This is a genomic window from Pseudomonas sp. Fl5BN2 (assembly GCF_009908205.1).
Taxonomy (GTDB): domain Bacteria; phylum Pseudomonadota; class Gammaproteobacteria; order Pseudomonadales; family Pseudomonadaceae; genus Aquipseudomonas.
The window spans coordinates 101,553-126,305 of the sequence record NZ_JAAARL010000012.1 but is presented as its reverse complement, the minus strand read 5'-3'; the positions used below and the strand labels follow the sequence as shown (position 1 = coordinate 126,305).

Annotated in this window: 20 protein-coding genes; 9 read left to right on the top strand and 11 right to left on the bottom strand. The window is 60.7% G+C overall.

The window, feature by feature from the left end:
• Positions 1-4 precede the first annotated feature (4 nt).
• The 3 genes from nuoN to GV819_RS18200 all read left to right on the top strand — a co-directional run bounded on the left by nuoN (position 5) and on the right by GV819_RS18200 (position 2,360).
• Positions 5-1,468, top strand: a complete 1,464-nt coding sequence (gene nuoN, locus GV819_RS18210) for an NADH-quinone oxidoreductase subunit NuoN (RefSeq protein ID WP_161757439.1) — start codon at positions 5-7, stop codon at positions 1,466-1,468.
• Between the two features lie 237 nt (positions 1,469-1,705).
• Positions 1,706-2,056 (top strand): toxin, encoded by a 351-nt coding sequence (locus GV819_RS18205; protein ID WP_161757438.1) that lies wholly within the window; start codon positions 1,706-1,708, stop codon positions 2,054-2,056.
• Positions 2,043-2,360: a helix-turn-helix domain-containing protein gene (locus GV819_RS18200; RefSeq protein ID WP_161757437.1), complete on the top strand. Its 318-nt coding sequence runs from the start codon at positions 2,043-2,045 to the stop codon at positions 2,358-2,360. The genes GV819_RS18205 and GV819_RS18200 overlap by 14 nt, the downstream gene beginning before the upstream one ends.
• Before the next feature lie 72 nt (positions 2,361-2,432).
• Here GV819_RS18200 and cysS read toward each other — a convergent pair whose 3' ends face one another.
• Positions 2,433-3,815, bottom strand: coding sequence for a cysteine--tRNA ligase (cysS, locus tag GV819_RS18195; RefSeq protein WP_161757436.1), 1,383 nt, complete (start codon positions 3,813-3,815; stop codon positions 2,433-2,435).
• A gap of 18 nt (positions 3,816-3,833) precedes the next feature.
• Positions 3,834-5,531 (bottom strand): glutamine--tRNA ligase/YqeY domain fusion protein, encoded by a 1,698-nt coding sequence (locus GV819_RS18190; protein WP_161757435.1) that lies wholly within the window; start codon positions 5,529-5,531, stop codon positions 3,834-3,836.
• Between the two features lie 270 nt (positions 5,532-5,801).
• Here GV819_RS18190 and GV819_RS18185 point away from each other — a divergent pair, with 270 nt between their 5' ends.
• Positions 5,802-6,305: a peptidylprolyl isomerase gene (locus GV819_RS18185; RefSeq protein ID WP_161757434.1), complete on the top strand. Its 504-nt coding sequence runs from the start codon at positions 5,802-5,804 to the stop codon at positions 6,303-6,305.
• Positions 6,302-7,054 carry a UDP-2,3-diacylglucosamine diphosphatase gene (gene lpxH / locus GV819_RS18180; RefSeq protein WP_161757433.1) on the top strand — a complete coding sequence of 251 codons (753 nt, stop codon included), beginning with the start codon at positions 6,302-6,304 and terminating at the stop codon, positions 7,052-7,054. Before GV819_RS18185 ends, lpxH begins: the two co-directional genes overlap by 4 nt.
• A 483-nt stretch (positions 7,055-7,537) precedes the next feature.
• Here lpxH and GV819_RS18175 read toward each other — a convergent pair whose 3' ends face one another.
• The 7 genes from GV819_RS18175 to GV819_RS18145 all read right to left on the bottom strand — a co-directional run bounded on the left by GV819_RS18175 (position 7,538) and on the right by GV819_RS18145 (position 18,718).
• Positions 7,538-9,067 (bottom strand): DHA2 family efflux MFS transporter permease subunit, encoded by a 1,530-nt coding sequence (locus GV819_RS18175; protein ID WP_161757432.1) that lies wholly within the window; start codon positions 9,065-9,067, stop codon positions 7,538-7,540.
• Between the two features lie 68 nt (positions 9,068-9,135).
• Positions 9,136-10,335 carry an efflux RND transporter periplasmic adaptor subunit gene (locus GV819_RS18170; protein WP_161757431.1) on the bottom strand — a complete coding sequence of 400 codons (1,200 nt, stop codon included), beginning with the start codon at positions 10,333-10,335 and terminating at the stop codon, positions 9,136-9,138.
• Between the two features lie 15 nt (positions 10,336-10,350).
• Complete coding sequence (locus tag GV819_RS18165; RefSeq protein WP_161757430.1) at positions 10,351-11,820, bottom strand: efflux transporter outer membrane subunit; 1,470 nt, start codon at positions 11,818-11,820, stop codon at positions 10,351-10,353.
• Positions 11,817-12,290, bottom strand: a complete 474-nt coding sequence (locus tag GV819_RS18160; RefSeq protein ID WP_161757429.1) for a MarR family winged helix-turn-helix transcriptional regulator — start codon at positions 12,288-12,290, stop codon at positions 11,817-11,819. The genes GV819_RS18165 and GV819_RS18160 overlap by 4 nt, the downstream gene beginning before the upstream one ends.
• 316 nt (positions 12,291-12,606) lie before the next feature.
• On the bottom strand, positions 12,607-16,278 hold the full coding sequence (locus tag GV819_RS18155) for a translocation/assembly module TamB domain-containing protein (protein WP_161757428.1): 3,672 nt from the start codon (positions 16,276-16,278) through the stop codon (positions 12,607-12,609).
• The gene (locus GV819_RS18150; RefSeq protein WP_161757427.1) at positions 16,275-18,002 is read right to left on the bottom strand and encodes an autotransporter assembly complex protein TamA; all 1,728 of its coding nucleotides are present in this window, start codon (positions 18,000-18,002) and stop codon (positions 16,275-16,277) included. The genes GV819_RS18155 and GV819_RS18150 overlap by 4 nt, the downstream gene beginning before the upstream one ends.
• 65 nt (positions 18,003-18,067) lie before the next feature.
• Positions 18,068-18,718, bottom strand: coding sequence for a GNAT family N-acetyltransferase (locus GV819_RS18145; protein ID WP_161757426.1), 651 nt, complete (start codon positions 18,716-18,718; stop codon positions 18,068-18,070).
• Positions 18,719-18,893: 175 nt separating this feature from the next.
• Here GV819_RS18145 and xthA point away from each other — a divergent pair, with 175 nt between their 5' ends.
• Positions 18,894-19,706 (top strand): exodeoxyribonuclease III, encoded by an 813-nt coding sequence (gene xthA / locus GV819_RS18140; protein WP_161757425.1) that lies wholly within the window; start codon positions 18,894-18,896, stop codon positions 19,704-19,706.
• A 50-nt stretch (positions 19,707-19,756) separates the two neighbouring features.
• On the opposite strand, the gene GV819_RS18135 is transcribed toward xthA, so the two are convergent.
• Positions 19,757-20,089 carry a DUF1508 domain-containing protein gene (locus tag GV819_RS18135; RefSeq protein ID WP_161757424.1) on the bottom strand — a complete coding sequence of 111 codons (333 nt, stop codon included), beginning with the start codon at positions 20,087-20,089 and terminating at the stop codon, positions 19,757-19,759.
• 292 nt (positions 20,090-20,381) lie between these two features.
• Between GV819_RS18135 and GV819_RS18130 the strand changes: the two genes are divergently transcribed.
• Complete coding sequence (locus GV819_RS18130) at positions 20,382-21,764, top strand: substrate-binding domain-containing protein (RefSeq protein ID WP_161757423.1); 1,383 nt, start codon at positions 20,382-20,384, stop codon at positions 21,762-21,764.
• Positions 21,765-21,819: 55 nt separating this feature from the next.
• Here the strand turns inward: GV819_RS18130 and GV819_RS18125 are convergent, their stop codons facing one another.
• Positions 21,820-23,049, bottom strand: a complete 1,230-nt coding sequence (locus tag GV819_RS18125; RefSeq protein WP_161757422.1) for an acyl-CoA dehydrogenase — start codon at positions 23,047-23,049, stop codon at positions 21,820-21,822.
• A gap of 181 nt (positions 23,050-23,230) precedes the next feature.
• Between GV819_RS18125 and GV819_RS18120 the strand changes: the two genes are divergently transcribed.
• On the top strand, positions 23,231-24,166 hold the full coding sequence (locus GV819_RS18120) for a LysR family transcriptional regulator (RefSeq protein ID WP_161757421.1): 936 nt from the start codon (positions 23,231-23,233) through the stop codon (positions 24,164-24,166).
• A gap of 126 nt (positions 24,167-24,292) precedes the next feature.
• Positions 24,293-24,697 (top strand): MerR family transcriptional regulator, encoded by a 405-nt coding sequence (locus GV819_RS18115; protein WP_161757420.1) that lies wholly within the window; start codon positions 24,293-24,295, stop codon positions 24,695-24,697.
• The last annotated feature ends 56 nt before the right edge of the window (positions 24,698-24,753 follow it).

Here is a 24,753-nt window from a genome sequence, read left to right as displayed (position 1 = left end):
CGCTATGGACTTTACCATTCAACACTTTATCGCCCTGGCGCCGCTGTTGATCACCAGCGCCACCCTTGTGGTGGTGATGTTGGCGATCGCCTGGCGTCGCAACCACGCCCAGACCTTCCTGCTTTCAGTGGCGGGCCTGAACCTGGCATTGCTGTCGATCTTCCCGGTGCTGAAAGTCGCACCACTGGCAGTAACGCCCCTGCTGCAGATCGACCAGTTCGCCTGCCTGTACATGGCCCTGATCCTGGTGGCCACTCTGGCCTGCGTTACCCTCGCCCACGCCTACCTGGGCGATGGCAGCAGCGGTTACCCAGGCAACCGTGAAGAGCTGTATCTGCTGATCCTGCTGGCCGCCGCTGGTGGTCTGGTGCTGGTCAGTGCGCAGAACCTGGCTGGCCTGTTCATCGGCCTGGAACTGCTCTCGGTACCGGTCTACGGCCTAGTAGCCTATGCCTTCTTCAACAAGCGCTCGCTGGAAGCCGGCATCAAGTACATGGTGCTGTCGGCCGCCGGCTCAGGCTTCCTGTTGTTCGGCATGGCACTGCTCTACGCCGAAGCCGGCAGCCTGAGCTTCAGCGGCATCGGCCACGCCCTCGCTGCCACCGGGCTGCCAAGCCCGCTGGCGCAACTGGGTCTGGGCATGATGCTGATCGGCCTGGCGTTCAAGCTGTCGCTGGTGCCTTTCCACCTCTGGACCCCGGACGTCTACGAAGGCGCTCCAGCCCCAGTGGCAGCCTTCCTGGCAACCGCCAGCAAGGTCGCGGTGTTCGCGGTGCTGGTGCGTCTGTTCCAGCTCTCGCCAGTGGCCAGCAGCGGTATCCTGAGCGACGTGCTGACGGTGATTGCCATTGCGTCGATCCTGGTAGGCAACTTGCTGGCGCTGACCCAGAGCAACCTCAAGCGTCTGCTGGGTTACTCGTCCATCGCCCACTTCGGCTACCTGCTGATCGCCCTGGTGGCAAGCAAGGGCCTGGCGATGGAAGCCATCGGCGTATACCTGGTCACTTACGTGATCACCAGCCTCGGTGCTTTCGGCGTAATTACCCTGATGTCTTCACCGTACAAAGGCCGTGACGCCGACGCCCTGTACGAATACCGCGGCCTGTTCTGGCGCCGTCCGTACCTGACCGCCGTGCTCACCGTGATGATGCTGTCCCTGGCCGGCATTCCGCTGACTGCAGGCTTTATCGGCAAGTTCTACATCATTGCCACTGGTGTCGAAGCACACCAATGGTGGTTGGTAGGCTCTCTGGTCATGGGTAGCGCGATCGGCGTCTTCTACTACCTGCGGGTAATGGTGACGCTGTTCCTGATCGAGCCGAACCTGCGTCGCGTCGATGCACAACTGCACTGGGAACAGAAAGCCGGTGGCGTCATGCTGCTGGCCATCGCGGTCCTGGCGTTCTTCCTCGGCGTCTATCCGCAGCCGCTGTTGACCCTGGTCCAGCACTCCGGTCTGGCGGGTTGATCGCCTAGGCTTCAGCGCACCAAACAGAACGGCACCTTCGGGTGCCGTTTTGCGTTTCTGGGCCCTGCCCTGCCCTCTTCCCGGCAAAACTCGGAATTGCCTTTCCTGTCGCAGCGGCCTGGTCCGAGATTCAGCCAGAGGCTGGCGGCATAAACTGTTGCCAGATCAAACGCGGCGCTCAGCGGGGGTTGACCAAAGCTGCAGCACCCTCCAATGTGTACGCAGGAAGCGTAGTATATGAATGCTTTGTTTATTGAACTGCCGGCATTTCAGCGATACCGAAAGGACTTCCTTGATGACGAGTTGTTCTGCGAACTGCAGATCGAGTTGCTGCAACACCCGCACGCGGGTGATCTCATTCAAGGCACCGCTGGCTTGCGCAAGATGCGTTTCGTCGATGAGCGACGCAACAAGGGCAAGCGTGGCGGGCTTAGGGTGATTTATTACTGGTGGTCCGGAGGAGCGCAGTTCTGGCTCTTTACCTTGTTCGACAAGGACCAGATGGACGACCTGCTACCGCAGCAGCGACAACAGCTCAAACAACTGCTGGAACGTGAAATCGAGGCCAGAAGACATGACCAAACGTGACATCTTTTCCGAACTGGTAGAAGGCATCGACGCCCTCACCCAGGAACGTCAGGGCAAGATCACCCTGCGCAGCCATAAAGTGAAGCTCGACAAACTGCCGCCCATTACCGCCGCCGAGGTGATGCACATCCGCCAGCAACTCAACCTCTCGCGCTCGGTATTCGCCATGTACCTGCGTACCAACACCCGCACCCTGGAAAACTGGGAACAGGGCCGCGCCACACCCAATGCCCAGGCCACGACCCTGATACGCCTGGTGGAGCGCTACCCCGACACGGTGGAGCGCCTCGCTTCGCTGGCCTGAGCAAGCAGGCACTGTTCTACGGGCAACAAAAAACCCGCACCAGGCGGGTTTCTTGTTGCAGCAAACGTCGGCTTAGTCAGCCAGACGCCAGGTAGTGCCGCCCTTGCCGTCTTCCAGGATCACACCCATTGCGGTGATCTGGTCACGGATCCGGTCGGACTCGGCCCAGTCCTTGTTGGCACGGGCCGCCAGGCGAGCCTGAATCAGCGCCTCGACTTCTGCAGCATCGACCCGGCCTTCGGCACCGGCCTGCAGGAAATCATCGGCCTCCAGTTGCAGCACGCCCAGGACGCTGGCCAGCTCTTTCAGGCGAGCCGCCAGACCGGCCGCCGCATCGACATCACTCTCGCGCAGGCGGTTGATCTCGCGCACCATTTCGAACAGCACGGCGCAGGCTTCCGGGGTGCCGAAGTCGTCGTTCATCACCTGGGTGAAACGTTCGACAAAGGCTTCACCACCGGCCGGCGCCACTTTCGGCAGGCCCTTGAGCGCGTGGTAGAAACGCTCGAGGGCGCCCTTGGCGTCCTTGAGGTTGTCTTCCGAGTAGTTGATGGCGCTGCGGTAGTGGCTGGCTACCAGCAGGTAACGCACCACTTCCGGATGGTACTTGGCGAGCACATCGCGAATGGTGAAGAAGTTGTTCAAGGACTTGGACATCTTCTCGCCATTGATGCGAATCATCCCGCAGTGCATCCACGCGTTGGCGTAGGTCTTGCCGGTGGCCGCTTCGCTCTGGGCAATTTCGTTTTCATGGTGCGGGAATTCCAGGTCGCTGCCGCCGCCATGAATGTCGAAGGTCTCGCCCAGGCAGCAGGTGGACATCACCGAGCATTCGATGTGCCAACCCGGACGTCCGGCGCCCCACGGCGACTCCCAGCTCGGCTCGCCCGGCTTGGTGGCTTTCCACAGTACAAAGTCCAGCGGGTCCTGTTTCGACTCGTCGACTTCGATCCGTGCACCAATGCGCAGGTCTTCGATCTTCTTGCGCGACAGCTTGCCGTAGCCCATGAACTTGGCGACGCGGTAGTACACGTCGCCATTCCCTGGAGCATATGCGTAACCCTTGTCGATCAGGGTCTGGATCATCGTCAACATGCCCGGGATATGATCCGTGGCCCGCGGCTCCATGTCCGGTTTGAGGATGTTGAGGCGCGCCTCGTCCTCGTGCATCGCGGTGATCATGCGCTCGGTCAGCACATCGAACGGCTCGCCGTTCTCGCGGGCCCGATTGATGATCTTGTCTTCGATGTCGGTGATGTTGCGCACATAGGTCAGGTTGTAACCGCTGAACCGCAGCCAGCGGGTTACCAGGTCAAACGCCACCATGCTGCGGCCATGGCCGATGTGACAGTAGTCGTACACGGTCATCCCGCAGACATACATGCGCACATTGTTGCCATCCAGCGGCTTGAAGACTTCTTTGCTCTTGGTGAGCGTGTTGTAGATCGTAAGCACGTTAGTTCCTTGACTGAATCACTGACCCCAGGAGTCGCGCAGGGTCACAGTACGGTTGAATACCGGAGCACCTGGTTTCGAGTCCTTGATATCCGCGCAGAAGTAGCCTTCGCGCTCGAACTGGAAACGGTCTTCCGGCTGTGCGTTGCCCAGGGAGGGTTCAGCACGACAACCAGTGAGCACTTGCAGGGAGTCAGGGTTGATGTTGTCGAGGAAGCTGGCGCTGTCTTCGGCCTTTTCAGGGTTCGCCGAACGGAACAGACGATCGTACAGGCGCACTTCACACTCGACGCTGGCGGCAGCCGGCACCCAGTGAACCACGCCCTTGACCTTGCGGCCTTCAGGGTTCTTGCCCAGGGTGTCCGGATCATACGAGCAACGCAGCTCGACGATATTGCCGTCGGCATCCTTGATCGCCTCGTCGGCACGGATCACGTAGCTGCCACGCAGGCGCACTTCACCGGCCGGCTCCAGGCGCTTGTAGCCCTTTGGCGGCTCTTCCATGAAGTCGTCACGGTCGATATAGATCTCACGGGCGAATGGCAGTGCACGCACGCCCATGTCTTCTTTCGGATGACGCGGCAGTTCGAGGTTCTCGACCTGGCCTTCCGGGTAGTTGGTGATCACGACTTTCAGCGGACGCAGCACGCACATGGCGCGCGGCGCACTGTGGTCCAGATCGTCACGGATGCTGAATTCCAGCATGCCGAAGTCCACCACGCCGTCGGAACGGTTGGTGCCGATCATCTCGCAGAAGTTGCGGATGGATTGGGGCGTGTAGCCACGACGACGGAAACCCGACAGGGTCGACATGCGTGGGTCGTCCCAACCGTTGACGTGCTGCTCGTCCACCAATTGCTTGAGCTTGCGCTTGCTGGTGATGGTGTAGTTCAGGTTCAGGCGGCTGAACTCATACTGGCGCGGGTGCGCCGGTACCGGCAGGCTGTCGAGGAACCATTCGTACAGCGGGCGATGGCTTTCGAACTCCAGGGTGCAGATCGAGTGGGTGATGCCTTCGATGGCATCCGACTGGCCGTGGGTGAAGTCATAGTTCGGGTAGATGCACCACTTGTCACCGGTCTGGTGGTGGTGAGCGTGACGGATGCGATACATGATCGGGTCGCGCAGGTTCATGTTCGGCGAAGCCATGTCGATCTTGGCCCGCAGTACCCGTGCGCCATCAGCGAACTCACCGGCACGCATGCGTGCGAACCAGTCCAGGTTCTCTTCTACCGAGCGCTCGCGGAACGGGCTGTTCTTGCCCGGCTCGGTCAAGCTGCCGCGGTATTCCTTGGCTTGCTCAGGGGTCAGGTCGCAGACATAGGCCTTGCCCGCCTTGATCAGCTCCACCGCCCAGTCGTGCAACTGGTCGAAATACTGCGAGGCATAGCGCACTTCGCCGGACCATTCGAAGCCCAGCCACTTGACGTCGCTTTCGATGGCGTCGATGTATTCCTGGTCTTCCTTGGCCGGGTTGGTGTCGTCGAAACGCAGGTGAGTGACGCCGCCGAATTCCTGGGCCAGACCGAAGTTCACACAGATCGACTTGGCGTGACCGATGTGCAGGTAGCCGTTGGGCTCCGGCGGGAAGCGGGTCACGATCTGCGTGTGCTTACCCGAGTCCAGGTCCGCCTGGATGATCGGGCGCAGGAAGTTGACCGGAACGGCCGGTCCAGTCTTGGAATTCGAGGTAGGGTCGACAGTGGGCTTGCTCATAGGATCCTTGAACGTACAAGTGCGCGGCCGGATGCGGCCTGACAAATCAAAACGGATATCATAGCCGATGCTGTCAAGCGCCTGACAGAGCGGAACTTTAAAACTGCGGCGATTAATAGCCGGCAAGTGAAAAAACAGCCTCGAAATTCGTGGCTGTCACGCTAAACTGCGCTCCTTGGCTGCAGGATGGCCATACCGGCTCGGAGCACTCGCGTGTCCCGACACCCAGGATTTTCTTGAAAACGCTTTTCCTTATAAAGAGTACCGACCATGACCCAAGTCAAACTGACCACCAACCACGGCGAAATCGTGCTGGAACTGAACGCCGAGAAAGCCCCGTTGACCGTGGCCAACTTCATCGAGTACGTGAAAGCCGGTCACTATGAGAACACCGTATTTCACCGCGTCATCGGTAACTTCATGGTTCAGGGCGGCGGCTTCGAACCTGGCATGAAGGAAAAGAAAGACAAGCGCCCAAGCATCCAGAATGAAGCTGACAACGGCCTCTCCAACGACAAGTACACCGTTGCCATGGCTCGCACCATGGAGCCGCATTCGGCTTCCGCGCAGTTCTTCATCAACGTTGCCGACAATAGCTTCCTCAACCACAGCGGCAAGACCGTACAGGGCTGGGGCTATGCGGTATTCGGCAAAGTGATCGCCGGCACTGAAGTGGTCGACAAGATCAAGGGCGTGGCCACCACCATGAAGTCCGGCCACCAGGACGTACCAGCAGACGACGTGATCATCGAGAAAGCCGAGATCGTTGAGTGATATTGCTGATTTCAGATCTGCATCTGATCGATGCGCGCCCGGATATTACCCGGGCGTTTCTGGATTTACTCGGTGGGCGCGCCCGCGCCGCCGAGGCGCTGTACATCCTCGGGGACTTCTTCGAGGTATGGATCGGCGACGATGCCATGACCCCCTACCAGCTTTCCATTTGCCAGGCACTGCGCGAGCTCAGCGACAGCGGTACACAGGTATTCCTGATGCATGGCAATCGCGACTTCATGCTCGGCCAGGCCTTTTGCAAGGCGGCGGGCGCCACCCTGCTCAAAGACCCCAGCGTCGTCGACTTCTACGGTGAGCCGGTATTGCTGATGCACGGCGACAGCCTGTGCACCCGTGACGAGGCCTACATGCGCATGCGTCGTTACCTGCGCAACCCGCTGAGCCTGTGGATTCTGCGGCATCTGCCGCTGCGTACCCGGCGCAAACTGGCGCGCAAGCTGCGTAACGAGAGCCGCGCCCAGACCCGCATGAAAGCCAACGACATTGTCGACGTGACCCCGGACGAAGTGCCGCGGGTGATGCAAGAGCATGGCGTACGCACCTTGGTGCACGGCCACACCCACCGCCCGGCGATTCACAAGCTGCAGATTGGTGAGCAAGCCGCCAAGCGCATCGTGCTGGGGGACTGGGACCGTCAAGGTTGGGCGTTGCAGGTGGATGAACAGGGTTTTCAGCTGGCAGCGTTCGATTTTGTACCGACGCAACTGGCGTTGCCCGGTTCGCCCTGAACGGACGTCTTCGCTACCGTAGGAGCCGGCTTGCCGGCGAAGAGGCCAGCAAGCCTTGCACTGCCCTGTCGAACGCCTTCGCTGGCAAGCCAGCTCCTACAACAGATTCCCTACCGTAGGAGCCGGCTTGCCGGCGAAGAGGCCAGCAAGCCTTGCACTGCCCTGTCGGACGCCTTCGCTGGCAAGCCAGCTCCTACAACAGATTCCCTACCGTAGGAGCCGGCTTGCCGGCGAAGAGGCCGCAAGCCTTGCACTGCCCTGTCGGACGCCTTCGCTGGCAAGCCAGCTCCTACAAAAGATTCCCTACCGTAGGAGCCGGCTTGCCGGCGAAGAGGCCGCAAGCCTTGCACTGCCCTATCGGACGCCTTCGCTGGCAAGCCAGCTCCTACAACAGATTCCCTACCGTAGGAGCCGGCTTGCCGGCGAAGGGGCCAGAAAGCCTTGCATTGCCCGGTCGCACGCCAGCGCCTGCGACGAAGACTATCAATGCCCCGCCGACGCCGGACCAGCCTTGGCGGCGAACGGCGGCTTGGCCAGCCAGACCAGCAAAATCAGCCCCATGAACACCCACCCCAACAAGGTGAAGTAGTCCACCGTCGAGAGCATGTACGCCTGGCTGGTGAGGACTTGGTCCAGTTGTGCATAAGCCTTGGTGCTGGCACCACCAAGATTGTTCAGTGCCTCCCGAGTGACCGGGTCGAAGGTGCTCATGCTTTCACTCATGTAGGCATGATGCTGATCCGCCCGGCGAATCCAGATCCAGGTCGTCAGCGACGCGGCAAAACTCCCGCCCAAAGTCCGCAGGAAGGTCGCCAGCCCCGCACCATCGGCAATCTGCTGTGGCGGCAGGTCCGACATCAGGATGCTCAGGGTCGGCATGAAGAACAGCGCCACGCCAATCCCCATGAACAGCTGCACCAGGGCGATGTGCTGGAAATCCACTTCACTGGTAAAGCCGGCACGCATGAAGCAGCTCAAACCGATGGCCAGGAACGCCAGGCCAGCCAGCAGGCGCAGGTCGAACTTGTGGGCGTACTTGCCGACAAAGGGTGACATCAGCACCGGCAGGATACCGATCGGCGCCACCGCCAGGCCGGCCCAGGTCGCGGTGTAGCCCATCTGCGTCTGCAACCACTGCGGCAGGATCAGGTTGATCCCGAAGAAGCCGGCGTAACCGCCCACCAGCACAATGGTGCCGATGCGGAAATTGCGGTGGGCGAACAGCCGCAGGTTGACCACCGGATGACGATCAGTCATTTCCCAGATCACGAACACCGCCAGGGCGATCACCGAAATCAGGCTGCCGATGATGATGAAGTTGGATTCGAACCAGTCCAGATCGTTGCCCTTGTCGAGGACGATCTGCAAGGCGCCCACGCCGACGATCAGGCTCAGCAATCCGACGTAGTCCATAGGCTGACGACTGGTGAACACCGGTCGCGCCTTCAATTGCTGCCTGACTACCCACGCGGCAAACAGGCCAATTGGCACGTTGATGAAGAAGATCCACGGCCAGCTATAGCTATCGGTGATCCAGCCGCCGAGTATCGGCCCGGCAATCGGCGCCACCACTGTGACCATCGCCAGCAATGCCAGGGCCATGCCCCTTTTCGCTGGCGGATAGACAGCGATCAGCAACGTCTGGGTCATTGGGTACAGCGGCCCCGCCACCACCCCTTGCAGCACACGAAAACCCACCAACTCCGGCATCGAAGTGGCAATACCACAGAGAAACGAGGCCAGCACAAACAGGATGGTGGCCCAGATAAACAGCTTCACCTCACCGAAACGCCGGCTCAGCCAGCCGGTCAGCGGCAAGGCAATCGCGTTGCTCACGGCGAACGAGGTAATGACCCAGGTGCCCTGCTCCGAACTCACCCCGAGATTACCGGAGATGGTCGGCAACGCCACGTTGGCGATGGTGGTGTCGAGCACCTGCATGAAGGTCGCCAGGGACAGGCCGATGGTACTCAGTAGCAGGCTGGGAGGCGTGAAAGACGCGTTATTGCTCATCGCGAATCCTTTGGAGCTAGGCTGGCACCCCGGCCTCTAGACGAGGCCGGGGCTGACGGATTAGCGAATCAGCGCTGGGCAGTCTTGCCAATGGTCGCGCTGTTGTCGTGGATCAGGCGGGCGATCAGGGTATCGGCCTCACCCAGCTGACGGTCATATACGTTGGTGCTGAAAGAGGCTTTTTGCGGTGGCTGCTGGGCCAATACCGGGCCACTCTGATCCCGCAGGTTGACCTTCACCAGGGTCGACAGGCCGACCCGTAGCGGGTGCTTGGCCAGCTCTTCGGCATTCACGTGAATACGCACCGGCACCCGCTGCACGATCTTGATCCAGTTGCCGGTGGCGTTCTGCGCCGGCAGCAGGGCAAAGGCACTGCCAGTACCGGCGCCGAGGCTGTCGATAGTGCCGCTGTATTTCACCTCACTGCCGTAGATGTCCGCTTCGATGTCCACCGGCTGGCCAATGCGCATGTCACGCAGCTGGGTTTCCTTGAAATTGGCATCGATCCACAGCTGGTCCAGAGGAATCACCGCCATCAACGCGGTGCCCGGCTGGACCCGCTGGCCCAGTTGCACGGTGCGTTTGGCCACATAACCGGTAACCGGTGCAATCAGGGTGCTGCGGGCATTGGTCAGGTAGGCCTGGCGCAGTTGCGCGGCCGCGGCCTGCACATCTGGATGGTTGGAGACCACCGTGTCATCCACCAAGGCATTGGTGGTGTTGAGTTGCTGCTGGGCATTGGCCAGGGCGTTCTGCGCCGTAGTCAGGTCATCACGTGCGTGAGACAGCTCTTCCTGGGAAATCGCCCCGCTGGCGGCCAGGTTCTTGCGCCGGTTGAAGTTGTCCTGGGCTTTCTGCACCGCGGCCTTCTGCGCCGCCACTTGGGCACGCATGCCATCGACATTGCTGTACAGGCCGCGCACCTGGCGCACGGTGCGGGCCAGATTGGCCTCGGCGCTTTGCAGGCCAACCTGGGCATCATTGGGGTCGAAGTTGATCAGCACCTGGCCTTCATGCACCAGGTCACCGTCATCGGCACCAATGCTGACCACGGTGCCGCTGACCAGTGGAGTAATTTCCACCACGTTGCCGTTCACATAGGCATCGTCGGTACTTTCATTCCAGCGTCCGTAGAGTTCATGCCAGGCGAACACGCCCAGGCCGCCGAGTATGACGATGGCTGCCAGCCCCAGCAGCATGACTTTGCGCTTGCGGGAATTACCAGCGTCCGGGGTGTTTTCAGTTACTTGAGTGTCGGCGGTGGCCATGACAAATACCTCGAATTATTTAGTCTGCGGGGCTGGGGTCGAGTTGGCCGAGGCCAGGTTCTGGGTATTGAAACCGCCCCCCAACGCCTGCATCAGTTGGATCGACAGGTCGATCTGCTGAGCATTCAACGTGGCTAGCTGGCGCTGGGCCTGCAGCAGTTGCTGCTCGATGCTCAGCACGTCCAGGTAGTTGCCGATACCGGAACCGAAGCGCTGGACCACAGTGTTGTAGGAGTCCTGGGCGATATCAGTGGCGTGCTGCTGGGCAGCAATCTGCCGGCCGATATCACGCAGTTGGGAGATGCTGTCGCTGACATCTCCCAGGGCCGTGACCAGCGTCTTGTTGTACTGCGCTACGGCAAGGTCATAGTCGGCGTCCCGCGCATCCAGGCTGGCGCGTAGACGACCCCCATCGAAAATTGGCAGGGAAATCGTCGGCGCAATGCTGAAGAAACGGCTGGCAGAGCCGAACATCGCGTCCCCCAGCAACGACTCGGCACCCGCACTGGCACTCAGGTTGAGATTGGGATAGAAGCGGGTCTTGCTGGCGTCGATGCTCTTGCTCGCGGCCTCGACCCGCCAACGTGCAGCGATCAGGTCCGGGCGACGTCCCAGCAGCTCGGCAGGCAGGGTTGATGGCAACGCCACTGCGCTGGCTTGCAGCACCTTGGGCCGGGGAATGTCGTTGGTCCGGTCCGGTCCTTTGCCCAGTAACACTGCGAGGGCGATCTTGGCACTCTGCAGCTGCTTTTCAGCATCGATCAAACTGGCCTGGGCGCTGGCATCAAGACTTTCGGTCTGTTGGTACTGGTACTGGCTGTCGATCCCCGAGCTCAAGCGCCGCTGGCTCAGGTCGAGCATCTGCCGGGTACGCTTGAGGTCTTCGGCCGCCAGGTCATGGACGATGTGCGCACGTCCCAGATCGCTGTAGGCCCGGGCCACGTCGGCGGCCAGGGTCAGGCTGGCGGCCTGACGATCGACTTCCGCAGCCCGGGCCTGGCCCAACGCCGCTTCCCAGGCAGCACGCTGGCCACCCCAGAGGTCGAAGTTGTAATTGAAGCTGGCGCCGATATTGCGCACGGTGGCGTAGGTACCGCCGATGCCCGAGGGGTCTTGATCGCGGGCCAGGCGCGAACGGCTGATGCCGGCACTGGCATCCAGGGTCGGCATCCGCTCGGCATCTGCGGCGTAGGCCGCTGCGCTAGCCTGATGAGCCCGGGCACTGGCGATCTGCATGTCCGGGCTGTCCCGCAGGGCTTCCTGGATCAGGCCGTCGAGCTGGCTGTCGCCAAGGCTTTTCCACCAGTCACTTTGCGGCCAGGCCGCCGGCGACAGGGCCACACCGCTGAGAGACTGCCCGGCCTTGAGGCTTTTCGCTTCCAGGCTGACGCCTTCGGTGTTCAGGCCGCTGTAACTGGCACACCCGGCCAGGCTCATGGCCAGCAGCACCAGGCTGGCCCGCGTACGCAAGGTTCTACTGCTCATTTATCACCTACCCGCAATACGGTGATCGGGTCACCGGCTGCCAGCAAAATTTTCTTGAGAATCTGTTCCAGGGTCCGCAGTTCCTGGTGAGTAATGGCGCCGGCCAGCTCGTTCATCGCGTCGGCACCGATCTGCGGCAACCGGTCGGCGAGCTTCTGCCCTTCTTCCGTCAATACAAGCTGCACCTGGCGGCGGTCACCTTCGGAGCGCCGACGGGCGAGAAAGTCCTTCTGCTCCAGGCGGTCAAGCATCCGGGTCATGGAACCACTGTCCAGGGACAGGTGGCGGCACAACTCGGCCGGAGTATCGACGCCGAACTGGGCCATGATGATCAGCACCTTGAACTGCGCGGCGGTAATGCCGTGGGGTTCCATGTGGGTATCGAGGATCCGGTCCTTGAGCAAGGCGGCGCGCCCCAACAGCAGACCAAGGTGGCAATTGTGAAAGTCGACTGGTTCGAAGTGCTTCATCTGACCACCCATTAGCTGCCTAGGCAGGGAGAATGTGTCGAAATATTACTGCCTAAGCAGCCAATGTCAACGCAATAATTAGCATGCTATTTATTTTCACGACAAAAGGCCCAGCGCCACCGGCCTGCAAGCCGGTGGAGATCATGTTCGAGAAAGGCAAACCTGATGAATGGGTCCGTGACAAACCCTGCCGGCTGTCACCGGCGCTGATTGGCTGGGTAGCAGGCGCGGCCCTCAGGGCCTCGAAAGGCCCTGCTGGGCGGCACGCCCCGACCCCGCAGGCAGTAGCGCGTGTATCGCTACCTGCACCAGAGGCTCAAAAATCGCGTTTGTAGAAGATGTCCAGAGAGCTGGCAACGCCACTGGCGGCCTCCAGATAGACCTTCTTGCTCAGCTTGTAGCGCAAGGCGATGGTACTGGCCGGCTCGAAGACCCCAACCCCATAACGCAGGCTGAGCTTCTCGGAAATATTGCCGCTGGCCACCACACTGGTGTTGTTGCCACTGCCTTGCGTATCCAGCTGGAAATCCTGGATCCCCAGGCTCTTCGCGATGTCGCCGGTGATCTCCGAGCTGCCCATCAATCCCAGACCAAGTGCGGCCTGGGCCAGCACGTTGTTATCTTCACCTGTGGAGCTCAGTGGCCGTCCCAGCACCAGGTAGGACAGCGCCTGCTCCTGGCTCATGGCCGGCTCAGAGAAGATCTGTGTCGCCGGTTGCTCGGCACTGCCGCTCAGGCGGATGCCGGCAATCACGTCGTCAGTCTGGCGCACCGCTTCGATATCCAGGTACGGCTGGTCGATGGGGCCGGCAAACAGCAGGCGCGCACGACGCACGGTCAGGCGCTGGCCATAGGCTCGATAACGCCCGTCGTTGAGCCACAGCTCGCCGCGGGTGTCCATGTTGTCGCCAATGTGCACATGCCCCTGCAAGTTGGCGGTGAGGCCGAAGCCGGCGAAGCTGAGCTTGTCCTGACCGACTTCCACATCGATGTTCATCGCCATCGCCATGGGTTTCTTGCCCTCGTCGGTCTGCTGGCCGACGATGACCGTGTCATCGGAAACCTTGACCGTTGACGGCGGCAGTTCACGCACGGTGATCTGGCCCTTGGGAATCAGCACCTTGCCGTCGATCGCCAGCTTGTCGCCCTGCAGCGAGATCTTCAGGTCCGGAGCAACTTCCAGTGCCGCATAAGGCTCGACGGTGACGGGTAACTGCGAGCCCTTGAGGCTCAGGTCGACCATCAGCGCATGGCCCCAGGCGATGCTGCCACTGAGACTGCCCTGCCCGGCCTTGCCAGCTTTCCAGCCACCGTTGAGCTGCACGCTTTCACCGACGATCTGCGCGGTCAGTTGCAAGTCTTCGAGACTGGTAGGCAATTCGGAGCCTGAAACCTGTCCGCCACTGAGCTGCAGGTTGCCGTTGACCTGAGGTGCCAACAACCCGCCGGACAGACGACCGCTGCCGTTCAAGCTGCCACTGAGCTTCTCCACCATCGGCACGAATGGCCGCGCCACGGACAGATCAAGCCCGCTGAGACGGAACTCACCGGACAGCGGCTTGTTTTTCGGCAGCGGGTTGATCTGCGCCTGGACCATCAGCTCCCCCAGCTTGCCACCGTCGAACTGCAACTGGCTGTCAATGCGTCGCGGAGTAAGGCTGGTGTTGAGTTTCAGGGCCTGATAGGGAAACTCCAGCCACTGATCCTTCTCCTTGACGCGCAAGGTACCGCCGCTGGCGTCCAGCATGATCTGGCCCTTGGGACCGCTGGCCGGCAGGTCCAGTTGCACATCGGCGTTGAGCAGGCCTTTCCAGGCAAAATCCTTGGGCAACCACTGGGCCAGACTGTCGATGGGGAAACGCTTGAGCTGATAGCGCAACTTCGGATCGGGCATCAGCCGCTGATCTTCGCCGCATAGGCTGGCATCACCACTGACCCAGCAATGGGCAGCAAAATTGATCGTGCCGTTAGCCAACCGCGCAAGCTTGGCCGGACTTTGCAACTTCCAGTCCTGGCCGCCGGTCTGCACCTCGCCACTGGCCAGGCGTCCGCGCCAATTACCCTGGTCCAGAGTACCGTCGAGTCCCAACGCCAGCTTCAACAGCGGGCCCTGCAGATCCAGTTGCAACTTCTGCGTCTTGATATCGCCCTGGCCGGCCAGGGTCAGGGTGCCGAGCTGCGTAGTGCCCGCCTGAATCCCACTGCCTTTGAGGTCGACCTGAGCCCTTTGCACACCATCGAGGCTGGCATCCAGCTTGAGGTTTTGCAGGCGGTTATCGGCAAAAGCCAATTGCTGCCCCGAGAGATTCACCTTGCCCTGTGGCGCCTTGAGCGTCCCCGCCAGATCCACCCGACCGTCAAGCTGTCCACGCAACTGCGGCCAGAGCTGGCCCAGGCGCGGCATCTTGATCTCCAACTGGCCGGCGATTTTCTGCTGCAGGCTGCCGGAGCCATTGATGCGGTTATCTCCCAGGCGGATGTCCAACGCGCTCAGATTCCATTGCTCACCGGCCCCATCGGCCTTGATCTGCAATACCGCAGGCTGCCCCCGCAAGCGCCCCTTGAGATCGAGGTTGGCGTTGAGCTTGAGTTGTTGATTTTTCATTTCACCCTGGCTGCGCAAGGGGCCGGCCAGGGTACCGGGCAACTCCGCCAGCCAATAGGCCGGATTGATGGCTGACAGATCCAGTGCCGTATCCCAAGCCACGCCATCAGCGAACTGCAGGTTCAGATGCCCTTGGGCCTTGCCTTGTCCGGCGGTGAGCTGGAACTGCGGCAGGAAGACCTTGGTCAGGTCGCCGCTGAAAGGGCTGCTCAGGCTGAACGCTCCCGCCGGGCCGTCGAGGTCACCCTTGAAGTTACCCAGGTAATGACCATCCCGGTAAGCCACTTCCGCGTTGAAACTGCGCAGCGCCACCGCCGGCTCGTCGATCAGTGGATAGAGGCGATGCCAGGGAAAATCCAGCCAGGCAAGCTTGGCCTCGGCCGAGAAACCTGTGCTCCAGTCAAGCTGCCCGCTGAGCTTGAGGTTCTGCTTGTCGTTGGCACTCAGGTCCAGAGCGGCAATCTGTGCGCCTTTGGCGTCGACATTGCCTTGCAGCCGCAAAGCAACCGGCCCCTGCTCCGCTGGCAAACTGGCCTTGCCGTTGAGCTGATAGCCGTTTTTCAAGTCGCCGTTGCCGGTCAGCTCCAGTTGATCCAGCTGCAAGGTATCCGGCAAATCGGCGCTGGCCTTGAAACCATCGGCGGTGATGCGCACCTGCGCTGGCAGGTTTTCCACCAGAGGTTGCAGCTCACCACTCAGCTGTCCTTGCAGGTAGCCGCTGCTGTCGGCGTGGAGCTTGAGGATCTTGAGCAGGTTGCCTTCGACCTTCAGCGCCAAGGACCAGGGACCACCACCAGGAGCTGGCAAGCCGAGGGAGCCCTGGGCCGTCAACGGCCAATCGCCGCGAGGCTGCAACAGGCCGGACAGGTCCAGGCTCAGGTCATCGCGCTGCAAGTGCAGCGAATCGATCTGCAGACCCTCGGCGGACCAATGTGCCGCCAGCTGCAAACCCTTGAGTTCTTCGCTGTCGTTGAACAGCAGGCGACCAATGCGTACCTGCCCAAGCTCTATGGCCAACGGCAGGTTCAAGTCCGGCAGGCTGATAGGGCCAGAGCTTGCTTCAGTACTGGGGGGAAACTGCAGGCTGACCTGGTCGGTTTCCAGTTGTTCAATGCACAGGGTCATGCGCAACAGGCAGGCGGGGGACCAGGCAAATTTCACCCCGTTGAGTTCGACCCGGCTGCTGTCCTGCTGCCACAGCAGGTGATCGGCACTCCACTGGCCACCCAGATGGCCGTCGAAGTTGTCCAGGCTCAGCCCTGGCACCTGGCCCAAAGCCCAGCGGCTGCCGGCCTGGGTTCCCAGCACCGCGGCCAGGGCCAGAATAATCAGGATCACCAGCGCAAGGATCGCCAGCAGGGTCATCTTCAAACCACGCTTCAAAGCTCTGGCCCCATGGAAAAGTGCAAACGAATACCACCGTCATCATTCAGCGCGTGGGCCAGGTCGACCCGGATCGGTCCGACCGGCGAGACCCAGCGCACGCCGAGCCCGACGCCGGTCTTGAGGTTCGGCAGTTCGAGCTTGTTGAAGGAGTTGCCCTGGTCGACAAAGGTCGCGATCCGCCATTTCTCAGCGACGGAATACTGGTATTCGACGCTGCCAGCCACCATGTAGCGGCCACCGATGCGGTCACCGTCGGCATTTTCCGGCGACAAGGTCTGATAGTCATAACCACGGACGCTCTGGTCGCCGCCGGCAAAGAAGCGCAAGGACGGCGGAATCGACTTGTAGCCGTTGGTGGCACTGCCACCGAACTGCACACGACCGAGCAAGCGGTGATTGTCCCAGACCGTGGTCAGGCCCTTGAGCAAGACCGTGCCGTACAACAGGTTGGTATCGGAACCGACATCTTCCTTGGCCAGCTTGGTGTCGAACTGAATACGATAACCGTTGTGTGGATCAATCCGGTTGTCGCTGCGCAGGTAGGAATAACTGAGTCCTGGCATCAGCAGATTACTCAGGCCAGAGTCGTCTCCAAGACGATACTCTTCCCGCTGATACTTCAGCGAGATCACCCGCTGCCAGCCACTGGGCAACTTGCTGTGCCACTCGGGGCCCACAGTGAGCAATTTACTCAAGGTGTCGGTGCCGGCGATCTCTTCGTTCTGGTAACCGCCGGCAAACCGCAGTTTGTCGGTCAAGGGTGGATCCAGGGGGATGTCGTACCACAGGCCGACGTTCTGCCGGGGCGCAGAGACTTCGGCTTCCCAGCCATAACTGTGCCCCTGGGGATTGACCCAGTGCCGAGTCCAGTTGGCTTTGACCCGCGGTCCCACGTCAGTGGAGTAACCCAAGCCAAGCCCCATGGTCCGGGGCTTGCGGGTTTCCAGTTGGACCGCCACCGGGATCACTTCGTGCTCGGCGGCCGTGGGTGCAGCATCTACCCGTACACCCTCGAAATAACCACTGGATTGCAAGGCCTGGTTGAGTTCGGCGATCAGTTCGGAGTCGTAGGGCGCGCCGGTCTTGAACGGCACCATGCGCCGCAGCAAGTCTTCATCAAACAATGAGTCCCCGGTAAAACTGACCTTGCCCAAGGCATAACGCGGACCACTGTCATAGACCAGGTCGATGTCCGCCACCCCAGCCAAGGGATCCACCGACAGTTGCTGGCGGGTGAAGCGTCCGCTGAAAAAGCCATAGCGCGAGGCCTGGTTCTGGATCAGCCGCTTGGCATCCTCGTAACGGCCATGATTGAGCACCGCACCGGGCTTGAGCTGATCGCTGTCGGGGGTGCGGAAAGACTTGAGAGAGGCTGCAGGGCCTTCAACGCGGATCGTCACATTGCGCAGATGCACCGGCTCGCCGGGATCAATACGCAGCAGCAACCGGGGTTTTTCGCCGCCACGCACTTCGCTCTCGATGTGCGGCTGGTAGTAGCCCAGGGCCTGGACAGCTTTCTTCGCCTGCTCCTCGGCACCCCGACTGAACCGCAGCAGGGCTTCTTCATCGCGATCACCGACACCACCAATGTAACCCTCCACATTGGCCTTCAGCTCGTCGTTGGCGGGCTTTACCCTGACATCCAATTCGCTCTGCGCCAGCGCCGCACAGCTTGTGAACAACAGCAAAAAGCCGCTGGTAAATCTTCCTGGAAACTTCATAGGCGCGGATGCTATCACGAGCGTGGGAGGGCGATAGAGCGCTCAAGTGCAAGGAAAGTTCGATATCAGCTTGTTGCTCTTTGTAAGCAGCGCGGATTCGAGTGGAAGAATACGTGCTCACGGACCGGTCCTACTGCGATCTCACCGATTTCCTCATAACCCTGACGCTTATAGAACTCCAGGTAACGCGGATTGCCCGTGTCCAGCACCACACCCTGGGAATGTTCGTCCACCGCGCACCAGTTGTGCACTGCCTCCAGCAGCTGTTCGCCGAAATGCTGGCCCTGAAACTGCGGGTGCACCCCCAATAACGGCAGCATATGCACCGCATCGCCCGGCACGCAGGCCTGCACGGCATCGTGGTACTCCAGATAGCGCCGCGTGCAGCGAAACCCTGTGCTCAAGACCATGCGCAGCCGCCAGGCCCAGCTTTCGGTAATGCCCAGGCGGCGTTGTGGCGGAGCGATCAGGGCAATGCCGATCAGTCGGTCATTGACCAACAGGCCCAGCGCCGGCAGTTCTTGAAGAAAATGCTGCTTCACCAGTTCACGTACCGTAGCTCGTACCCGCTGTTCGTAACCGGTGCGCTCGGATTCGAAAATGAAGCCGAAGGTCGGCTCATGGCGATAAGCCTGGTACAGCAGCGAGCGTGCTTCGCGGGAATAGCCGCTGTCGAGCATATGGATATCGGCGATGGCATTGGAGGTATCAGGCATGGCGGTCACTCTCCCCTGGACCCGGCTCAAATGGCCGCGCTCTTGTTATTACGAGCCTTGCGCGTCGCTGATCGTTCCCGCGCTCAAGGACATTAGCAGCGCATCCGCAGCACCGCCACGCTGGTCGACCCGAACGTTGTCAGCTAGCATCGCTGTTTTGCCAGGACCGCCGACCATGAAGATCGTCTCGTTCAATATCAACGGGCTGCGCGCCCGCCCCCATCAGTTGGCGGCGCTGATCGACAAACACCAGCCAGATGTGATCGGCCTGCAGGAAACCAAGGTCTCCGACGAGCAGTTCCCCCTGGCCGACGTCCAGGCCCTGGGCTACCACGTGCACTACCACGGCCAGAAGGGTCACTACGGTGTCGCCCTGCTCTCGCGCCAGGAACCACTGGCCTTGCATAAAGGCTTCGAAGGCGATGACGAAGACGCCCAGCGCCGTTTCATCTGGGGTACTTTCGCCGATGCCAACGGCACGCCGGTGACCATCATGAACGGCTACTTCCCCCAGGGCGAAAGCCGCGACCACCCCACCAAGTTCCCGGCCAAGGAGCGTTTCTACAACGACCTGCAGCAACTGCTGGAAAGCCGCTTCAGCAATGACCAGCCTCTGGTGGTCATGGGTGATGTGAACATTTCCCCGGAAGACTGCGACATCGGCATCGGCGCCGAGAATGCCAAGCGCTGGCTGAAGACGGGCAAGTGCAGTTTCCTGCCGGAAGAGCGCGAGTGGATGGCGCGCCTGAAGAACTGGGGCCTGGTGGACAGTTTCCGTCACCTCAACCCTGAGGTGAACGATCGCTTCAGCTGGTTCGACTACCGCAGCCGCGGCTTCGAGGACGAACCCAAGCGCGGCCTGCGCATCGACCTGATCATGGCGTCCCGGGGCCTACTGCCGCGGGTCAAGGATGCCGGGGTCGACTATGAGCTGCGCGGCATGGAAAAGCCTTCGGACCATGCACCGATCTGGCTCGAACTGAGCTGATCGACAGACACAAAAAAGCCCATCTGCCGATGGGCTTTTTTTATTACCGGTTAGAGCTGTACGTGCTCCACCCGATCAGTCTTGCCGGCTGCGGCGATAGCACCAATGGCGCTCTCGAGGGCTGGCTCCGAATCGTACAAGTGACTGACCAGAATCACTTCCTTGCCAGACTTGAGCTTGAAAAAAGGTTTGCCGCCCGAGGAAATTTTCTTGACGTAACGCTCAGGAGAAGCGCAGTGTGCGCGGAACAGACCGAGAGCAGCCTCGGCACTGTCCCGGCAAGGGTAGCGGTCGCTTTGAAGCATGGTCTGCGCCTCCTTTGTCTTCAGCAAGAATCTGCAGGCACCACTGCCATACTGCTTCAGCTCGAACCAGGCACTCATTTGTAACTCCTTTGAACACTACGAAATAGCAGCTCAACACTGCCGAGGCATCCGCGGGGATGACGCGTTGGCAGTCGCCCCCAATCCCCGCCAGACAAAGTTGCCCACTCTACGCATCGCCCAAAGACTAGTCTTTAGGATAAGTCTCAAAAAATCTAGAGAAAACAGCTATTTATGATGTAGGACTTTCGCCATTTCTTGCCAGAAAGTGCCGCCCGTCACATCCCTGTCACCTCCCTGACTTAATCTCGCCAGCACTCCCCTCTTCCCTATACAGAAGGCCAGTGCCGCCATGCCCCGCGCTTCCACCGTCAGCGAACGAGATATCTGGTGCCGGACCATCAGCCTGTTTCTGATTGGCTTCGTTTGCTACGCCCTGCCCTGGTCGGTCTTCGCCGCTTTGCCGCTGGCAGCGGAAAATACCGCGGTGTTGCGCATCCAGGGCTCCAACACCATTGGCGCCCGACTCGGCCCGGAGCTGGTCAAGGGACTGATGGAGCAACAGGGATTGCGCGATGTCAGGATCGAAGCCAGTAGCAAGGACAATGAACAACAAGTCGTTGGAGAGACCACACAGGGTCGCGCGGTCCGGATAGACGTTGCCGCCCATGGTTCAAGTACAGGCTTTACCGCCCTGAAAAATGCCCGGGCCGACCTTGCCGCGTCCTCGCGGCCGATCAAGGACAGCGAGTTGGTAGAACTGGAAAGCCTGGGTGACCTGAAAAGCCCCAGCGCCGAACAGGTGATTGCCATCGACGGACTGGCGATCATCCTGCATCCGCACAATCCACTGAGCCAACTGAGCACCGAACAACTGGCCCGACTGTTCAGCGGCGAGGTCAAGACCTGGGAAGAACTGGGGGGCATTGGCGGAGCGATACATCTATATGCCCGGGATGATCAATCCGGCACCTACGATACCTTCAAGGAACTGGTGCTCAGCCGTCGCGGCAAGGCCTTGAGCACCACCGCCAAACGCTTCGAATCCAGCGAACAGCTATCCGACGCGGTGAGCCAAGACCCCCAAGGCATTGGCTTTATCGGCCTGCCCTACGTACGCCTGGCCAAGGCCGTGGCCATCGTCGACGGTGACTCGCAGCCCATGCTGCCGCTCAACAGCCTGATCGCTACCGAGGATTACCCGCTGTCACGGCGCCTGTACCTGTACTTGCCACCCAACGGACAGAATCCCTGGGCCGAGGCACTGGTGAATTTTGCCCAGAGCACCAAAGGGCAATCCATCGTCGCCACCAATGGTTTTATCGCCCAGAGCGTGCAGGCCATGAGCGTGGTTCCCAGCCCGCAGATGCCCGAGGCCTATCAAGCGCTGAGCCGAGAGGCGCAACGCCTGACGGTGAACTTTCGCTTTGAGGAAGGCAGCGCCAACCTCGACAACAAGGCGCGCCAGGACCTGAACCGAGTACTGGACTACCTTCGCCAGCACGGCAAGATGAACCGGCAGGTCACTCTCGCCGGGTTCGGCGATACCAAGGATGACACTGCACGCGCAGCCCTGCTGTCCAAACTACGGGCCATGGCAGTGCGTCGGGAATTGGTGAAAAGCGGCGTGGTGTTTCGCGATATTCGTGGGTTCGGTGCACAGCTGCCAGTAGCGGCCAACAACGTCGACGAGGGGCGGATCAAGAACCGGCGGGTAGAGGTCTGGGTGTACTGAACACCATGCAACCGACCTACCATGGGCAGCGCCTGGCAGGCCGACCGCATGACCATCAATGCCCGCTGCGCAACAACTCCTTGGGCACATACTTGCCGATTTCGTATTTGCCGATCGCCGCACGGTGCACCTCATCCGGGCCATCCGCCAGACGCAGGGTCCGCTGCATCGCGTACATATAAGCCAGAGGGAAGTCGTTGGATACCCCGGCCCCACCGTGAATCTGGATCGCCCGATCGATCACCCGCAAGGCAACGTTTGGCGCTACCACCTTGATCTGCGCAATCTCGCTCTTGGCCACCTTGTTACCCACAGTGTCCATCATGTAGGCCGCCTTGAGAGTCAGCAGCCGGGCCATGTCGATCTCCATCCGCGAGTCGGCGATCTTGTCGATGTTGCCGCCCAAACGTGCCAGAGGCTTACCGAACGCAGTGCGGTTCACCGAACGCTTGCACATCAGTTCCAGCGCCCGCTCGGCCATGCCGACAGAGCGCATGCAGTGATGAATCCGGCCTGGGCCAAGGCGACCCTGGGCGATTTCGAAACCACGGCCCTCCCCCAGCAACACGTTTTCGTACGGTACACGCACGTTCTCAAACAACACCTCGGCATGACCGTGAGGCGCATCGTCGTAGCCAAACACCGGCAGCGGACGCACAATTTTCACCCCCGGCGTGTCCACCGGTACCAGGATCATCGAGTGCTGCTGATGGCGCGGTGCATCCGGGCTGCTCAACCCCATGAAGATCAGGATCTTGCAGCGCGGGTCACAGGCCCCCGAGGTCCACCATTTCTTGCCGTTGATCACCCATTCGTTACCATCGCGCACCGCACGGGCAGCCATGTTGGTGGCGTCGGACGAGGCCACGTCCGGCTCGGTCATGGCAAAGGCGGAACGGATCTCGCCACGCAGCAACGGCTCCAGCCAACACTGCTTCTGTTCTTCGCTGGCATAGCGCACCAGCACTTCCATATTTCCAGTATCCGGTGCCGAGCAGTTGAACGGCTCGGGCCCCAGCAGCGAACGACCCATGATTTCCGCCAGCGGCGCGTACTCAAGGTTGGTCAGGCCGGCACCCAGCTCCGACTCAGGCAGAAACAAATTCCACAGGCCCTCGTCCTTGGCCTTGAGCTTGAGCTCTTCCATGATTGCGGTGGGCTGCCAGCGATCACCTTCAGCAACCTGACGCTCGAAGACCGCTTCAGCCGGATAAACATAGGCATCCATGAACGCGGTCACGCGCTCACGCAGTTCCTGAACCTTGGGGGAATAGGCGAATTCCATGGGCAGCTCTACCTTTGTGAAGAACAGGTGTAGGGGGGACTGAAATCGATGCTAGATCAGCTACGAAAATTTACCTAGCCTATTCTCGGCGTGTATTAACATTCATCACCGATATATGATCGGCTGATTTCACAGGCTTCCGAGCCTACCTCGCAGGCCCTAACAATAAGAGCGCAGCGCCATGAATCTGAGCAAGGTCGACCTCAACCTCTTTATCGTTTTCGACGCGATCTACACCGAAGCCAACCTGACCCGCGCCGGGCAGATCGTCGGCATCACCCAGCCGGCGGTGTCCAATGCCCTGGCACGTCTGCGTGAGACCTTCAATGACCCGCTGTTCGTCAGGACCGCCCAGGGCATGGTGCCTACCCCCATGGCGCAGAACATCATCGGCCCGGTGCGCAACGCCTTATCACTGCTCAGGGTGTCGGTGCAGGAAAGCCGGATTTTCAACCCGCTGCAAGCGGTCAAGACCTACCGCATCAGCATGACCGATCTGACCGAGGCGGTGATCCTGCCGCCACTGTTCCAACGCCTGCGGCGCCTGGCGCCGGCGGTGATCATCGAGAGCTTCCTTTCCAAGCGCCGGGAAACCACCAAGGAACTGGCCGCCGGACGCCTGGACTTCGCCGTGGACGCCCCCCTCAACACCGACCCTCAGGTGCGCCACGTCAAGCTCATGGAGGACCGTTATGTCTGCGCCATGCGCAAGGGCCATCCCCTGGCGGGCAAGGAAAAGTTCACCCTGGACGATTACCTGTCCCTGACCCACATTCATATCTCCAGCCGCCGCAGCGGCCTGGGCCATGTCGACCTGGCCCTGGGCAAGATGGGCATCCAGCGCAAGATCGCCCTGCGTTCCCAGCATTACCTGATGGCCTCACAAGTGCTGCAGCAAACCGACATGGTGATGACCGTGCCGGAACGCTTTGCCCGACGCCATGAGCTGCATGCCTTCAATCTTCCGGTCAACGACGTACCGCCGGTGGAGACCCACCTCTATTGGCACGAAAGCACCGACCAGGACCCGGCCAACCGCTGGATGCGCGAACAGATGATCGAGTTGTGCCAGCAGGTCAGCGCCTATGAGAAAAAGCTCGACCTGCAGGCAGGTTGATCGCCCTTCGCTGGCAAACCGGCTCCTATGAAGATCGGCAGGAGCCGAAGGCGATCAGCGCAGGCTTCTTGACGTATACGTCAACCTGCCTTTAGCTTAGCGCCAAGCCCCACCTTGAGCGCCTCCATGAGCAGCCAGACCTACAGCATCTCCGACCTTGCCCGCGAGCTCGACATCACCACCCGGGCCATACGCTTCTATGAAGAGCAGGGCCTGCTGTCACCTGAGCGACGCGGTCAGGAACGCATCTACTCGCCCCGAGACAAAGTCAGCCTGAAACTGATCCTGCGGGGCAAGCGCATCGGTTTTTCCCTGGCCGAGTGCCGTGAACTGATCGAACTCTATGACCCCACCAGCGGCAACCTGAAGCAGTTGCACAGCATGCTGGCAAAAATCGCCGAGCGCCGTGACCAACTGGAACAGCAACTGCTCGACATCGAACAGATGAAACTGGAACTGGACACCGCCGAAGAGCGTTGCACCCAGGCGCTGCAACAAACCATCCAGAACCAGACAACCACCGCCCAATAACGCCTGTAACCGCGCGACTCGCGCCGGCATCCGCCATCACTCATAGAAGGTGAACC